At 58.2% G+C, this 15,609-nt stretch carries 12 protein-coding genes, 1 pseudogene and 1 riboswitch; of the genes and pseudogenes, 5 read left to right on the forward strand and 8 right to left on the reverse strand.

Features of this window, described 5'->3' with window-relative positions; all coding sequences use genetic code 11:
* Positions 1-34: 34 nt before the first annotated feature.
* Positions 35-174, reverse strand: a riboswitch (cobalamin riboswitch).
* A gap of 163 nt (positions 175-337) precedes the next feature.
* Positions 338-634, reverse strand: a complete 297-nt coding sequence (locus PYTT_RS05475) for a type II toxin -antitoxin system TacA 1-like antitoxin (protein ID WP_141675748.1) — start codon at positions 632-634, stop codon at positions 338-340.
* 767 nt (positions 635-1,401) lie between these two features.
* Here PYTT_RS05475 and PYTT_RS05485 point away from each other — a divergent pair.
* The 4 genes from PYTT_RS05485 (at position 1,402) to PYTT_RS05500 (ending at position 6,457) form a co-directional block, all read left to right on the forward strand.
* Positions 1,402-3,663 carry an alpha-L-rhamnosidase-related protein gene (locus PYTT_RS05485; protein WP_141675749.1) on the forward strand — a complete coding sequence of 754 codons (2,262 nt, stop codon included), beginning with the start codon at positions 1,402-1,404 and terminating at the stop codon, positions 3,661-3,663.
* A gap of 228 nt (positions 3,664-3,891) precedes the next feature.
* Positions 3,892-4,911, forward strand: coding sequence for an energy-coupling factor ABC transporter permease (locus tag PYTT_RS05490; protein ID WP_067774112.1), 1,020 nt, complete (start codon positions 3,892-3,894; stop codon positions 4,909-4,911).
* A gap of 12 nt (positions 4,912-4,923) precedes the next feature.
* The gene (cbiQ, locus tag PYTT_RS05495; protein ID WP_083076562.1) at positions 4,924-5,730 is read left to right on the forward strand and encodes a cobalt ECF transporter T component CbiQ; all 807 of its coding nucleotides are present in this window, start codon (positions 4,924-4,926) and stop codon (positions 5,728-5,730) included.
* Positions 5,731-5,734: 4 nt separating this feature from the next.
* Positions 5,735-6,457 (forward strand): energy-coupling factor ABC transporter ATP-binding protein, encoded by a 723-nt coding sequence (locus tag PYTT_RS05500; RefSeq protein ID WP_067774114.1) that lies wholly within the window; start codon positions 5,735-5,737, stop codon positions 6,455-6,457.
* Positions 6,458-6,515: 58 nt separating this feature from the next.
* On the opposite strand, the gene PYTT_RS05505 is transcribed toward PYTT_RS05500, so the two are convergent.
* The 6 genes and pseudogenes from PYTT_RS05505 to PYTT_RS05525 form a co-directional block, all read right to left on the reverse strand.
* Positions 6,516-7,799 carry an MFS transporter gene (locus PYTT_RS05505; RefSeq protein WP_067774117.1) on the reverse strand — a complete coding sequence of 428 codons (1,284 nt, stop codon included), beginning with the start codon at positions 7,797-7,799 and terminating at the stop codon, positions 6,516-6,518.
* A gap of 25 nt (positions 7,800-7,824) precedes the next feature.
* A complete protein-coding gene (gene eda / locus PYTT_RS05510) occupies positions 7,825-8,457 on the reverse strand; it encodes a bifunctional 4-hydroxy-2-oxoglutarate aldolase/2-dehydro-3-deoxy-phosphogluconate aldolase (RefSeq protein ID WP_067774120.1) in 633 nt (210 codons plus the stop codon).
* A gap of 2 nt (positions 8,458-8,459) precedes the next feature.
* Positions 8,460-9,857, reverse strand: a complete 1,398-nt coding sequence (uxaC, locus tag PYTT_RS05515) for a glucuronate isomerase (protein ID WP_067774123.1) — start codon at positions 9,855-9,857, stop codon at positions 8,460-8,462.
* Between the two features lie 18 nt (positions 9,858-9,875).
* Positions 9,876-10,718, reverse strand: coding sequence for an SDR family oxidoreductase (locus PYTT_RS13885; protein ID WP_342744177.1), 843 nt, complete (start codon positions 10,716-10,718; stop codon positions 9,876-9,878).
* Positions 10,707-11,879 (reverse strand): annotated as a pseudogene (uxuA, locus tag PYTT_RS13890) (mannonate dehydratase); the annotation flags it as partial. The gene PYTT_RS13885 and the pseudogene uxuA, both read right to left, overlap by 12 nt.
* Positions 11,880-11,897: 18 nt before the next feature.
* Positions 11,898-12,992: a sugar kinase gene (locus PYTT_RS05525; RefSeq protein WP_067774129.1), complete on the reverse strand. Its 1,095-nt coding sequence runs from the start codon at positions 12,990-12,992 to the stop codon at positions 11,898-11,900.
* A gap of 197 nt (positions 12,993-13,189) precedes the next feature.
* On the opposite strand from PYTT_RS05525, the gene PYTT_RS05530 reads away from it, so the two are divergent.
* Positions 13,190-14,365, forward strand: a complete 1,176-nt coding sequence (locus PYTT_RS05530; RefSeq protein WP_067774132.1) for an iron-containing alcohol dehydrogenase — start codon at positions 13,190-13,192, stop codon at positions 14,363-14,365.
* 24 nt (positions 14,366-14,389) lie between these two features.
* Here PYTT_RS05530 and PYTT_RS05535 read toward each other — a convergent pair whose 3' ends face one another.
* On the reverse strand, positions 14,390-15,583 hold the full coding sequence (locus PYTT_RS05535) for an MFS transporter (RefSeq protein ID WP_067774135.1): 1,194 nt from the start codon (positions 15,581-15,583) through the stop codon (positions 14,390-14,392).
* Positions 15,584-15,609 lie beyond the last annotated feature (26 nt).

Here is a 15,609-nt window from a genome sequence, read left to right on the forward strand (position 1 = left end):
ATTGTATGCTCTGTGGACCGGTGATCCGCCGGCCGTTAGTGCGACACTCGAGGCTGGTACTCCGACTCATGCCGCTCGGCGGCAAACACGGTTGCGTCACAGTGCCGGAATTCCACCGGCTTCCCCATCGATTTCCTGCTGCTACCCGCAGCCTCCTCGATCGTCTCCGAACTGCTATGACAGCCCGGTAACACAAGAAGACACAAAAACGAATCGAAAAGCAAGCAAAAAGCAGCGTTCTCCCCCTAAAAACAGATAGATACCGACTCTACACGGCACCCGTCATCCGCTACGCCCGCCACGGGCGCACAACTTCACGAAACAAAGAGCTTCTGCTTCAGACGGGGTTCTCCACATCCTTCAGGATGGAAGAAGCCTCCCTCAAGCCGGCACGGCGAATGAACTCCTCAATCGTGAGCCCTTCCACCCGGGCTGCGCCTTCGATCAGAGCCCGGTCATCGGGCATGATCGGACAGGCGACGCACGTCACCGAATTCAAGTCGATCGATCCGGACAACGAATGAAGCGCATCCTCACCGGAATTTGCCTCCATCAACTGGCCGATCAGAATTCTTTTTACGATCGGAATAGGCCTCCCTTTCGAGAGCCAGCCGTCTACCGTACTCTTTGTCACATAACATTGTTGACCAAGCCAGGCCCGGCTTTTGCCTATTTTTTTAAGCCATCGCTTGATTTCATCAGTTGTTAGCACATGAAATTTATAGATAAAAATACAAACAAATACAAGCAAAAAAACAACTGTGCAAAAACACCCGTAATTCCATCTTGACAAGTGGGTAAAATTACCCTAACGTCTCCACTAACATGCGTGAGGAACAGCCATCTGCACAAGTCGTCTCCATTCGGCTCGACCAACAGGAAGCATCACTCGTTTCCCTTGCTCTCCGAAAAAAAAACGCAGCAACCGCCACATCGCAAACGATACACACATTCCTGATCACTTCCGCCATCCATGAGGCGAAAACCGTCCTGGACTCTACTCAACACGCCGCATCGCAGAAATCCATCCAGCAAACACGGCCGTACTCCTTCAGGACGAGCTCGAGCGAATGCAACCTTCCGCATCGAGAGGGATAAATTTTGCGGACAGGCTTTGTTTTGGCGTCAAACACATCCATCCCCGCGTACATCCCCAAACGCTTGCAAACAGATCACACGATACTCCCCTTACCCTATCATTTTTCTTATGCAACCATAGAGGAAGAATAATCGCAGGGCAAGGCGCAAGACTTTGAAAGAATCCCGACTCTTGCTACGTTTAAAGGTTGCCGCCTGAATCTTATCAGACAACGGCTCGCACCATCATCCCATACAGATTTGATCATGAAGAATTCCCTGTATCCGCTATCCTGTTTCCTGGCATGTGCATGGACAGGAAGCATGGCTTTCGCCGAATCCACCGACTCGTTTTGCTATGAAGTAAAGCCGGATCGCCTGATTGACCAAACCTACCAAACGATTGCTCCCAATGGACGAACAATCGAATCCGGCCGTGTCCGAAAAAAATGGGAATTATCGCAGGATATTTCCGCATATCCGCAATTCAAAGCAGCAAACATGCCCCTTTTGGAAGCCGTCTACAATCTGACGCTGGAAGAAACGAAAAAGAACACGCACCCCCTGCACGGCTCACCCACTCCCGTCTTCAATACGGGGGTCCACTGGAACAAGGTATGGACGCGCGACACGTCCTTTGCCGTCCAATACTCTTTAGGGTGGATTGATCCAGAAACATCCAAGGCCAGCCTGCTCGAAAAAATAAAGGGCGCCCCCCTGGAACTGCAGGAAGATACGGGTACAGGAGGCTCCTATCCTGTATCCACCGACCGCATCATCATTGCCATGGCCGTATGGGAACATTATCTGGCGACTGGCGATACCGCCTATCTGGCAAAGATGTACCCTGTTCTGAAATACACGGCGGAGAAAGATTTGCACATATGCTACGACCCCCGCACCGGATTATTCAAGGGAGAAACCAGCGGACTGGATCATCGCCGGAAAACCTATCCCATCTGGATGGACAATGGGTACTTCTCCGATATAGCGCAGTCGAAAGCAACCAGCACGAATATATTTTATGCCGTTTTGTTCAAGGTTCTCGCCGAATCTTCCGACATCCTGAACAAGGGAGAAAGTGCAAAGTGGAACGCCGAATACCTGAAACTGAAGAATGCCATCAATACAAATCTCTGGATTCCGGAGAAAAACGCTTATGCCTCGTGGCAGTATCCCGAATATATGGGTAATCCTGTCACGGACAAGATCGACGTGATTGCAAACGGCTATGCCGTCTATTACGGTATAGCCGATGCTGAACGATCTCAAAAGATACTGGCTCACTATCCGATGATCAAATATGGAGCCAATACGGTTTACCCGCAAAAACCGGACGGCATGTTTGTCTATCACAACTGGGGGGTATGGCCCGGATGGGAAGGAGCACTGATGCTAGGCGCAAAAAAAGCCGGCAATCATCGTATTGCAGAAGAAATTCTGAAATCCAATCTCTACAATGTCGCCATGAACCTGTCCAACTACGAAGTCGTCCATTACCAGACAGGACAAGGGCTGTGTTCGACACAGCAACTCTGGTCCATCGCGAGCACTCTGGCTTCCTACTACCGCATCCTTTTCGGCATGACGTACGAAACGGACGGTTTACGTCTCTCGCCGTATGTACCTTCCTTTGTCAAAGGGCCGCTCATTCTTGACAGATACCCATATAAAGGCAGCCTCCTGTCTTTGACGGTCACGGGAACGGGATCCCGCATCAAAACCATGTCCATCGACGGCAGGATCATTGACCGCCCTGAACAATATGTCTTCCGCTCCGACGGAAAAAACCATGATATACGCATGGAACTCGACGGCAGTGCAGACCAATCGCCGATCAACATCAAACAGGATAATCTGGTCGTTTGCCCGGATATTCCGCAAATGATTTATGCCGACGGAAAAATTCAATGGAAACCTGAAACAAAGTACGGCTACCTGCTCTGGACCGGAACGGAATATATTGATGTGACAGGAAAGTCGGAATACAAGGTACCGCAGAACAAATACGGTTGTTATACACTTATTGCAGTAACCGAAGACGGCATCCATTCGGAATTTTCCGCTCCCGTAGTTTTCAATCCAGCAGGCACGGTATGGGAATATGAAATGGAAGATGTAAAGACAAGTATTTCGGAACTGCCCAAAGCCTCCGAGATCAAGGGCTATTCCGGCGACGGCTATCTTGTTGACAAAGTCGACGGCCAGATCAAATCACGGAAGAGTGCCGAAGTATGGGTGACCGTTCCGGAATCAGGGGAATATCTGATCAGCTTCCGTTATAACAACGGCGACAGAGGAGACGTAGGCACAACCGGGGAAGCCCACTGTGCCATACGCTCCCTGCTGATCGACGGACAGGATATCGGCACCATCGTATTTTCGACAACATTCCGGAATCAATTCTATCCCTCGACAACATTGCGCGTACCTCTGGCAGCGGGCAGGCATCTGATCACGCTCGCATACAACACGGGCGGAAAAGAGATGAATAATTCATACGACATCAACATGGATACAAACAAGAACGATGTCTACCTGGATACGCTCAAACTGGAATGGGTGGGCAAAAACAAACCACAATAATCGACTTACCCGTCAAAACGGGCAGAGACCACCCATACCCCGGCCCTGCGGGCTGCTTGTTTTTGACACGAAATGTCGCCCCAATCATCGGCCGGACACCAACCGTACGTCAGGACAGACATTGACACCCGACATTCAAAATGATAGCATGAAACCGACCGGGCGCGGAACCTCATCCGCCTTTGAGAAATGCCCGGGCCATCACCTCTTTCTTTTCACGCACCAGCCATGCACATGTCGGACGCCCTCGTATCGCCCGCTGTCGGCGGAGCCATGTGGGCCGTCTCGGCCGCCGGGCTCTACGTCGCCTCGCGGAAAGTCTCACACGAACGCGACGACCGCCTCCCGCCGCTGATGGGCGTACTCGGAGCCTTCGTCTTCGCCGCCCAGATGATCAACTTCACCATCCCCGCCACCGGCTCCAGCGGCCATATCGGCGGCGGCATCCTGCTGGCGGCCCTGCTGGGCCCGTGGGCGGCCTGCATCGTCATGGCCTCCATCCTGGCCATCCAGGCATTCCTCTTTGCGGATGGCGGACTGCTGGCCCTCGGGTGCAACATCGCGAACCTCGCCCTCCTTCCCTGCCTCGTCGCCTACCCGCTCATCTACCGCACCATCAACCGGGGCACCAACGGCATCAGCCCTTCCCGCATCGCATGGGGAGGGTTCCTCGCCGCCATCATCGGCCTGCAGCTCGGAGCCTTCGGCGTCGTCATCGAAACCACGCTCTCCGGCATCACGGAACTGCCCTTCTCCGCCTTCGTCGCCCTCATGCAGCCCATCCACCTTGCCATCGGCGGAGTGGAAGGCCTGGCCACCGCCGCACTCCTCCTCTTCCTCGCCCGCATGCGCCCGGCACTCTATCCGGCCCTTCCGCAGGCGGCGCAGCAACAGCACATCAGCTACAAACCGTTCTTCATCCTCATGGGCATCCTTGTCGCCACCGTCGGAGGGCTACTCTCATGGTATGCCTCCTCCCTGCCGGACGGCCTCGAATGGGCAGCCGAACGCACACACTCCAGCGAAATCGCCAACACCTCCACCAGCCACGAAACACTCGCCCGCATTCAGGAAAAAACCTCCATCCTGCCAGACTACAACCTCCCCGCCGCCGACCAGCCGCGCACCGACATCGAAGAACGTGCAGGCACCAGCCTCTCAGGCTTGGCCGGAGCCTCCGCCGTCGCAGCGTTCCTCATCATCCTCGGCCTCATCCTGCGCCGCAAAAAAACCGTGCGCACCTCGTAAACAGGCCGCTTCATGCACCCCATCGAACAAGCGCGAACCATCCTGTCAGGATTCGGCACCCCTGGAACGGAAAACACCTTCCTCAGCCGAATCTCACCGCGCACGCTGCTCCTTACCACCCTCCTCTACATCGTCGCCGTCCTCTCCGTCGGCAAATACGACGTACCGAACCTCATCCCCTACTTCGCCTACCCCGTCATCGTCTCCGCTCTCGCAGGAATCTCATTCGCCCGTATCAGCTGCAAAACGCTACCCGCCCTTCCCTTCCTTCTGCTGATCGGCATCTGGAACCCCATCCTCGATCACACACCCCTGTTCACCCTCGGCGAATACACCGTCACGGCGGGCTGGTGCAGCTTCGCCGCCCTCATGCTGCGCGGCTACCTCGCCATCCTCGCCACAGTCCTGCTCCTCTATTCCACAGGGCTTCCCCGACTCTCCGACGCCATGCGGCGGCTGCACATACCCGCCGTCATCACCGGGCAAATCCTCTTCACCTTCCGCTACCTCGACGTCCTCCTCGAAGAAGCCTCCTCCATGGGCCGAGCATGCAGGCAAAGAAACTTCGGCCAACAGCAATCCTGCATCCGCACATGGAGCGCCCTCACAGGCCACCTCCTCCTCCGCACCCTCGACCGCGCCCAGCGCCTCCACCACGCCCTCCTTGCACGGGGATACAACGGCACCATCCCCACCCTGAAGAGCGACAAACTGCATGGCAGAGACTATGCCTACCTCCTCCTCTGGCTCGGCTTCCTTCTCCTCCTCTTCTTCACCCACCCCGCCGAACAGCTGGGTAAGCTCATCCAGCCCGCCTGACGCCATGACCCTGCTTGAAACCATCTCACTTTCCCATCGCTACCCGGACGGCACCCCCTCCCTGAAAAACATCAGCCTCCGCATCGAACCGGGGGAAACGGTCGCCCTCATCGGCGGCAACGGTGCGGGCAAAACGACCCTGCTCCACCACCTCTCCGGCATCCTCCTTCCCATGGAAGGGCAACTCCTGCTCGACGGCTCATCCATCGAAAAACGCACGCTCCCCATCCTCCGCCGCAGTGTCGGCATCGTCTTCCAGAACAGCGACGACCAGCTCTTCATGCCCACCATCCTCGAAGACGCAGCCTTCGGCCCGCTGAATATGGGGCTCTCGCCCGAAGAAGCCGAACAAAGCGCCCTGAACGCCCTCGAACAGGTCGGCTGCCTCGCACTCCGCGACAAACCGCCCCACCACCTCTCCGGCGGAGAAAAACGCCTCGCCTCCATCGCCACCGTCCTCTCCATGGATGCCCGAGCCCTGCTGCTCGACGAACCCAGCTCCAACCTCGACCCCCGCTCGCGCCGGGACCTCATACGCCTCCTTGCCGAACTAGGCAAAACACTTGTCATCGCCACGCATGATCTCGACATGGCGCTCGACCTGTGCCGCCGCACCATCATCCTCCACAAGGGAGAAATCGCTGCAGACGGCCCCACCATCACCTTGCTGAGGCAGAAAGACCTCCTCGAATCCTGCCACCTCGAACTCCCCTACCGCTACCAGTAGCAAAAAGCCGGAATCCTCATCGGATCCCGGCTCTCAAAACATGCTCGTCCGGCCCGCGTCAGACGCCCGATTCCTCCGCACGGCGAGAGGTCACCATACCGATCTTCGGCACGATCAGTGAGAAAATCACAAACGACACCAGATAGGCACTACCGCAGACCGTGAAAATTACGTCGTAGCCACCCGCTTCATTACCCATATCCTTGTAATGATCCAAAATATTGCCTACCGCGATCACAAACAGCATGCTACCCACCTGACCCGCCATGCTCGTAAGACCTGTCACCGAAGCCACCTCGGATTTCGGGAACATATCCGAACCCAGCGTGTACACATTCGCCGACCATGCCTGATGCGCCGCTCCAGCCAGGCCGATCAGGCACACGATCTGCCACATGTCCAGCGACTGCACAAACACGACGGGAAACACACAGGCCGCAAAAACAAGCATCGACACCTTGCGCACCTTATTCACATTCCAGCCGAGGGAAGCCAGCCGCTTCGTCAGCCAGCCGCCGCCAATGCTCAACACCGTCACGATCGCAAAAACAGTCACCAGCGGAGCCGGATCCTCAGCGATATCACAGTTGAAATGCTTCTTAAAGAAATCCGGCAGCCAGAACAGGAAAAACCACCACACCGGATCCGTCAGAAAACGAACGACAATCAAACTCCACGTCTGCCGAAAACATATCAACTCCCTCCACGGAATCTTCACAGCCTTCTCCTCCTGCGCTGCAGCGGCAGACTCCTCCACCAAAGCCTGGCGCGGCTCCTTCGGCATCCGGAGCCAGAAAACGAGCCACATAAAACCCAGTGCCCCGGCAGCAAGGAAAACCGATTGCCATCCCCAATTTCCCGCCATCCACGCCACCGCGGCAGGAGCCACCATAGCTCCCACATTGGAACCGGAATTGAACAGCGTCGTCGCCAGCACACGCTCCTTGGCCTGAAACCAGCTTGTCACCGTCTTGATACACGAAGGAAAGTTACCGCCCTCGCCAAGTCCCAGCACAATGCGGCAGGCTCCCATCGACTTCACGCCGCCCGCCAGCGCATGCAGCATCGCGCCGACACTCCACCACGCGATCGAAATGGCAAACCCAAGCTTTGCACCGTACTTGTCCACGATCCATCCAAACAACGTTAGCCCCACGGCATAGGCCCCTTGAAAGATGGACATAATCATGGCGTACTCGGTGTTTGTCCATCCGAATTCCTTATCGAGCGTAGGCTTCAGAATAGCGAGAATCTGCCTGTCCAGATAATTGATCGTCGTTGCCGCAAACAGCATGAACAAAATCATCCAGCGGAACGAATCCTGTCTTTTTTGCGCTTCCATATCGGTTGCAAGTTGAAAGTGAAAATCAGCGCAAGGCGGAGAGGGCTTCGCGCGTCCTGCGGCCGATCTCGGCCCAGTCTCCGGCATCGATCAGCTTCGCTTCGCAAATCCACGAACCGCCGCAGGCCACCACCTCGGGAATCGCCAGCCACTCCTTGATATTGTCCGCCCCGATGCCGCCCGTCGGCATAATACGCACCCCCGTATGGCGGAAGGCCGCAAGCAAAGCCTTCAGCATCTTTGTACCTCCAGCAGGTTCCGCCGGGAAAAACTTCTGGAACACACAGCCTGCGGCCAAAGCCTGACTCATCTCCGACGCCGTCGCAATACCCGGCACAAAAGGAAGCCCGCAACCCTGCGCAGCCGACACCACGGCCGGATCAAACCCCGGAGCTACGCCGAACGTCGCCCCGGCGGATTGCGCACGCAGCACCTGCTCAGGAGAAAGCAGCGTACCCGCACCTACCAGCATGCCGGGCACCTCTGCCACGATCCGTGCAATAGACTCCGCCGCCGCTTCGGTGCGGAACGTAATCTCGATACCGTTACACCCGGCTTCCATCAGCGTGCGTGCGAGCGGCACGGCTTTTTCCACATCGTTCAGCACGACGACGGGAACCAGTTTCAGCGCGCAAAGCGCGGCAAGAATCGTATCCATAATCAGAAATTGAAATAATGTTTGGCGTTATTGTAGGAAATATCGGAAACCATCGCCCCGATAAAAGAATCGTCGTCCGGAATCAGCCCTCCGGCCATATCCCTGCCGAGAATCCGGCACAGAATGCGGCGAAAATACTCATGGCGCGTATAGCTCAGGAAACTCCGGCTATCCGTCAGCATCCCGACGAAGCGCGAAAGCATCCCCAGCTGGCTCACCGTCTCCAGATGGCGGGTCATCCCCTCCATCTGGTCAAGGAACCACCAGGCCGCGCCGTACTGCATCTTCGCAGCCACCGTACCGTCCTGGAAACTGCCGCACAGCACGGCAAGCATCTCATTGTCACGCGGATTCAGATTGTACAGAATCGTCCGGGGCAAAGAGCCTGCACGGGCGGAACGGTCAAGCAGCTTCGCCAGCGGCGAAGCGTAAGTGAAATCCGCAATCGCATCGAACCCCGTATCCGGCCCCAGCGACTCCAACGCCGCGCCGTTCGGATTCCGCAGCGCACCGATATGGAGCTGCCGCACCCATCCGGCTCCGGCATCCAGCCGCGCGAAGAAATCCATCATGAAATTCGAAAACTTCTGCGCATCGTCCGCCTCGATGGCGCGTCCCTGCCGTGCTGCGGAAAAAACATCCGCCGCCTCGGCCTCCGACAACGAATCCGGGTGCATGAACTCCAGCGAATGGTCGGACAACTTGCAGCCGTGCGCCGCAAAAAACGCATGCCTCTCCGCCAAAGCCTTCAGGAAACCATCAAGATCAGAGATCCCATAGCCGACAGACTGTTCCAGCCGGACGAGCCAAGCCATCCATGCCTTCACATCCCCAATCGCCCGCGCCTTATCCGGACGGAACGTCGGCAGCAGTTTCAGCGAACGGCCCGCTGCGGCATGCCGGGCATGAGCCTGCAAATCATCGCAGGGATCATCCGTCGTACACACCGCCTCCACGTGCATCTTCTCCAGAATATCGCGTGCGCCCATGCCGCCGGACTGCAACTGCATCGCAGTCTGTTCCCACACCGTATCCGCCGTCTCGGGACCGAACAAAAGCCCCGTCATCCCAAACGGGCGGCGCAGCTCCAGATGCGTCCAGTGGTACAGGGGATTCCTCACAAGCTTCGGCACCGTCGCAGCCCATGCATCGAACTTCTCACGGTCGGAGGCATCGCCCGAGCAGAACCGCTCCGGCACCCCGTTCGTCCGCATCGCTCGCCACTTGTAATGATCGCCGTCCAGCCAAAGCTGGGCGATATTCGCGAACTGGCGGTTATCGGCAATCGCCGCCGCATCCAGATGCGAATGGTAATCGATAATCGGCAAATGCTCCGCGTGGCCGTGGAACAGCTTCCGGGCCTGCGGCGTATCAAGAAGGAAATCGTCGGAAAACAGCATGGCGGCAACAAAGTTGAATCAAACGCCCGAATAGGCAAGGAACCCGCCGTCCACGGGAATCGTAACACCCGTCACGAACCCGGCGCCGGACGACACCAGAAACTGCAGCGCACCGCACAAATCCTCCGGCTCGCCGAAACGGTGCATCGGAGTCTTCGCCAGCACCTTCCCGCCGCGCGCCGTCGGCGTCGCACCGTCCTGCTCCAGCATCAGGAACCTATTCTGGTTCGTAATGAAAAAGCCGGGGGCAATCGCATTCACGCGCACGCCGAGCGGAGCCAGATGCGTCGCCAGCCACTTCGTGAAATTCTCCACCGCCGCCTTCGCCGCACCGTAAGCCCCCACCTTCGTCAACGGCTGGAACGCAGCCATCGAAGACAGATTCACAATACACCCGCGCGACTCCGCCAGGCATTCGCCGAACACTTGGGAAGGCAGAATCGTACCGATCATATTCAGGCGGTTCACATACTCGAAACCCTCCATATCCATGCCGAAAAATCCCTTCGCACGCTCCGTATCCGGCTCGCACTGCTCGGCGGGAGTCGTACCGCGCGGATCGTTGCCGCCCGCGCCGTTCACCAGAACATCCAAATGCCCCCATGCAGCCAGCACCTTGCTGCGAGCCTCTTCCAGAGAAGCTCGATCCAGCACATCCGCCTCCAGAGCCAGCACCTGCGGCAGCCCCTCCTTCGCCAGCTCCTCTTTCAAAACCTCCAGCTTGGAAAGCGTCCGGCCCAGCAGCGCCACCTTCGCACCCGCTTTCAGCAGACTACGAGCCATCACCGAACACAGCACCCCGGCCGCACCCGTCACCACCGCCACCTTGCCCACAAGCGGGCGATACGCACGCAACCCCATCGCCAGCCCGCGCAACTCCGCCAGACCGATGGCGCGGCCACCGTACGAATACCCGGCATAGCAACCCTTGCCCTGATCCATATCCATCAGCCTGCCGTGATCGGGACGCACCGGAATCTCCGGGCAAACCTCACCGGCAGCACGCCGACGATCCTCCTCATCCAGAAGAACCTGCATCGCATAGGCCATATCCGTATGCCCATGCAAATGGGAATCCGACTCGCGGAAAGAATCCGCATTCTCGCCTTCAAACACCGTATTGCGGAAATGAACGAAAAACACCCGGTCGGCGAACTTCTCCATCAGCAAATGCGGCGCATTCGTCCTCAGACCGCCCAGCGACCCCGTACACAGCGAAAAACCGTTGCACATCGAAGGCACCTCGCGCACCAGCCTCTCCATATCCGCCTCATCGCTCATAATACGCGGCAGCCCGAAAATCGGGCGAGGAGGATCATCCGGGTGAATCGCCATGCGAATCCCCTCCTCCTCGCACACCGGCATAATCTCGCGCAGAAAATCGTACAGATTATTCCTCAACTTCTCATCGTCGATACCGTCGTAACGCGCCAGCATCGCCTTGAACTCATCGGGCGTCAAATCATCCACCGTACCGGGCAGGCCGAGCAGAATCGAATCGCTCAACGCCTTGCGGGCGGCCTCATCCATCGCATCGAAACGCGCCCTCGCACGAACCAGAGCCTCGGCATCGTAATCACCCTCGGCACCGTCGCGCTTCAGAATAAACACATCGAATGCCGCCACCTCATCCGCATCGCACTTCAGCACGCTGCTCCCGTCCGGAAGCTCGAAAAACAGATCCGTACGCGTCCAGTCCAGCACCGGCATGAAATTATAGCACACCGTCCTCACGCCGCAGCGGGCGAGATTCCGAAGACACTGCTTATACACATCCACATAATGCCGCCAATTGCCCGACCGCGTCTTGATATCCTCATGCACCGCCACGCTCTCCACCACCACCCACTGCATCCCGGCGGCCTCGACCATGCGCTTGCGCTCCATAATCGCCTCCTCCGTCCACAGCTCGCCGCAGCGCACCTCGTGCAACGCCGTCACCACACCCTGCACCCCCGCCTGGCGAACATCGCGCAGCGTAATCGCATCGGCAGGCCCGTACCATCTCCAGCTCTCGATCATCTTCCCGTACCCTTTCCTTTAGCGGTCCACGCGGGCCGTACCGCCCTTCATCACCTTCTCCACCTCGGCCAGTGAAGCCGTGGACGTATCTCCGGGAGTCGTCATCGCCAGCGCGCCGTGGGCGCAGCCGCAATTCACCGCATACTGCGGCCCCTTCCCGGAAAGGAACCCGTAAATCAGGCCGGAAGCGAACGAATCTCCTCCGCCCACACGGTCCATAATCTCCAGATCGGGAAGCGAAATCGAATCGTAAAACGCATCCTCGTAATACAGCATCGCCGCCCAATCGTTGAACGTCGCCGTGCGAGCCACGCGCAGCGTCGTCGCCGCCGCATTGAAACCGAACTCCTGCACCGCCTTGCGGATCATCCGCTGATAGGCATTCTGGTCGATATGGGCGAAATCCTCCGTCGCACCCTCGATCTCAAGACCCAGCGACGCCTGAAAATCCTCCTCGTTGCCGATCATCACATCCACATACGGAGCAATCGCGCGATTCACCTCGCGGGCGCGCTCCTGCCCGCCGATACTCTTCCACAGCGAAGGGCGGTAATTCAAATCGTAGGAAACAACCGTACCGTACTTCCGGGCGGCCTTCACCGCCTCCAGCACCACCTTGCTCGTCGTCTCCGACAAGCCTGCGAAAATCCCGCCCGTATGGAACCAGCGCACACCGTCGCGTCCGAACAGGGCATCCCAATCCACATCGCCCGGCTTCATCTGGCTCGCTGCGCTCAAACCGCGGTCGGAACAACCCACCGCCGCACGCACGCCGTAGCCGCGCTCCGTAAAATTCAAGCCCACGCGGCAATCGCGGCCGATCCCGTCGAACTTCTTCCACTGCACATAATCCAGATCCAGCCCGCCCTGCAACATGCAATCCTCAAGCAAACGGCCCACGGGATTATCGCAAATCGCCGTCACCACCGCCCCGCGCATGCGGAAACAGCGGCGCAGCCCGCGAGCCACATTATACTCACCGCCGCCTTCCCACACATGGAACGAACGGCTCGTATGAATACGGCCTTCACCCGGATCGAGACGCAGCATCACCTCGCCGAGGGATGCAATATCCCAACGGCACTCATCGGAGGATTTAATCGACAGAGACATAAATAAAAGTTACTAACACGTATCACAAACAACGCGAAACGACCAGCAAAAAAATCGAAATCATTGACAAACATCAAAAAACACGACCATTCTTCTTCCTTTTCTCAAAACAGGACCAAGCCCGGCACATGCCGCACCCGGCGCTTTGAAAAACCACCGCACCGTGCTACTCTGACTACGAACGACTCGCACCCGCCATGCTCAATTTCACCTACAGCAACCACACGGACATCATCTTCGGCAAAGGCACCCAGCACACCGTCGGCCAGCACATCAAACCCCATGCCGGCAAAATCCTCCTGCACTACGGAGGCGGCAGCATCAAACGCTCCGGCCTCTACGAAGAAATAATCCGCTCTCTGCAGGAAGCCGGCATCGAAATCCACGAACTCGGCGGAGTCCAGCCCAACCCCACCCTCGACCTCGTCCGCGAAGGCATCACCCTGTGCCGCCGGCACGCCATCCCCTTCATCCTCGCAGTCGGCGGCGGCAGCGTCATCGACTCCGCCAAAGCCATCGCCCTCGGCGCTCCCTCCTCCGGCGACGTCTGGGAATACTACATCTCCAAACAACCCGCCGACTTCACCCCCCTCCGCGTCGCCACCGTCCTCACCATCCCGGCGGCAGGCAGCGAAAGCAGCCCCAACAGCGTCATCACCTGCACAGCCACAAAACGCAAACTCGGCTACGGCGATCCACAGCTACGCCCCGTCTTCAGCATCGTCAACCCCGAACTCTTCTACACCCTCCCCGAAAACCAGCTCGCCTACGGCGCGTGCGACATGATGAGCCACATCTTCGAACGCTACTTCACCAACACCCCGCACACCGACCTCACCGACGCCCTCTGCGAAGCCACCCTCCGCACCATCATCAACAACGCCCGCCTCCTCCGCCACGGTGGCCTCCGGCAATACGACCCCTGGGCCGAACTCGCCTTCTCCGGCACCATCGCCCACAACAACCTCCTCGGCCTCGGCCGCGAACAGGACTGGGCCTGCCACGCCATGGAACACGAACTCAGCGCCCGCTACGACGTCCCGCACGGCGCGGGCCTCGCCGTCGTCACCCCTGCATGGATGCGCTACATCTACAAAAACCACATCCCCATCTTCCTCCAATTCGCCGAACGAGTCATGGGCGTCACCATCCCGCCGAGGCAACCCGAAACCGCCATCCTCGAAGCCATCCGCCGCCTCGAAGCCTACTATGAGGAAATGGGCCTGCCCACCACCATGCGCCAGCTCGGCATCCCTGCCGACCACTTTGCGGAAATGGCCGCACAGGCCGTCAGCGTCCGCGGCCCCATCGGCGGCCTGCAAAAACTCGACGCCAACGACGTCCTCGCCATCTACAACCTCGCAGACAGGTAACTATTACCTATTCGCTCTGCACTCTTACCTCATCTTCCTCGCCACCAGCCCCGCACCCACCGTCGCAAGACCGCCGATCAGAAACACCGCCTGCGGCCCGCCCGTATACATCCAGATCAGCCCCCCAAGCACCCCGTAGGCAATCGAAGCCACGTGATTCACCGCAATCCCCGTATAAATACTCGGCGTAATATCCTCGCGGCGGTCGCCGCACATACGGGCCACATACGTCGTCCGGGCCATCCCCATCGCAAACAGCAAATTATCCAGCACGAAACAGGCCCCCACCACCCCCACGGCCCAGCCGCGCGGCAGCAGCTCCGGAGCGAACGCATACGCCAAACACAGGAACGACAGGGCGATACTATCGAAAATCGTCACCCTCCGTTCCCCGTACCTCTTGATACACCACCCGATCAGCGGCTGCGTACCCAGCCCGATCACCCCGGCGATCAACAGAATCATCCCGATCCTCTCCGGCGACTGCCCCAGCGTACTCACCATCAGCCAGAACCCGAACGTCAGGTAAAGCTGCTTCCGCACCCCGTGCAGCATCTCCAGACAATAATACACCTTATACTCGCGCCGGAACACGAAACTCTCCCGCCAGCTCTTCCGGCGCGGAAACTCCGGCGCCTTAATCATCCACAAAGCCGCCATCGCCGCTAGAAACACAGCCGTCAGCACCCAGTAATCCACGCGGAACGAATCATTGAACTGCCACTTCAGCCAAACAAACCCGGAAGCGCACAACATCGCCGCCGTACCCAGCGCCCGCATCTGCCCCAGCCGCATACTCCGATTCTCCGGTCTTGCCGTATGCATCACGATCGAATCGATCGTCCCGATCAGAATATGCTGCCCCAGACTCACCGTCATCACCCAGCCCGAAAGCACCCAAAGCCCGGACGAAGCATCCGTATGCATCAGCCCGACACACCCCAAAGCCGCCAGCAGACACGCCACCGACGTCAACTTCACCTCATTCAGGAAAAACAGCGCACCCACCGCCACCAGCGACAAAATCCCCGGCAACTCGCGGGGCAACTCCAGAAACCCGCGCTGCTCCGCATCCAAATGCTGCACATCCCGCAAATAATTGCTGAAAATCAAATCGTACAGGCTATTCCCGAGCTGCGCCAGAAACAGCGCAGCCAGCACAACCACCATCACCCTGCGAATCCTTGAACCTCCTTCCGGCATCACGCCCGCGTCCATACCACCAAACCGCCGCCCGGTCAATC

The organism is Neoakkermansia glycaniphila (genome assembly GCF_900097105.1).
Taxonomy (GTDB): domain Bacteria; phylum Verrucomicrobiota; class Verrucomicrobiia; order Verrucomicrobiales; family Akkermansiaceae; genus Akkermansia; species Akkermansia glycaniphila.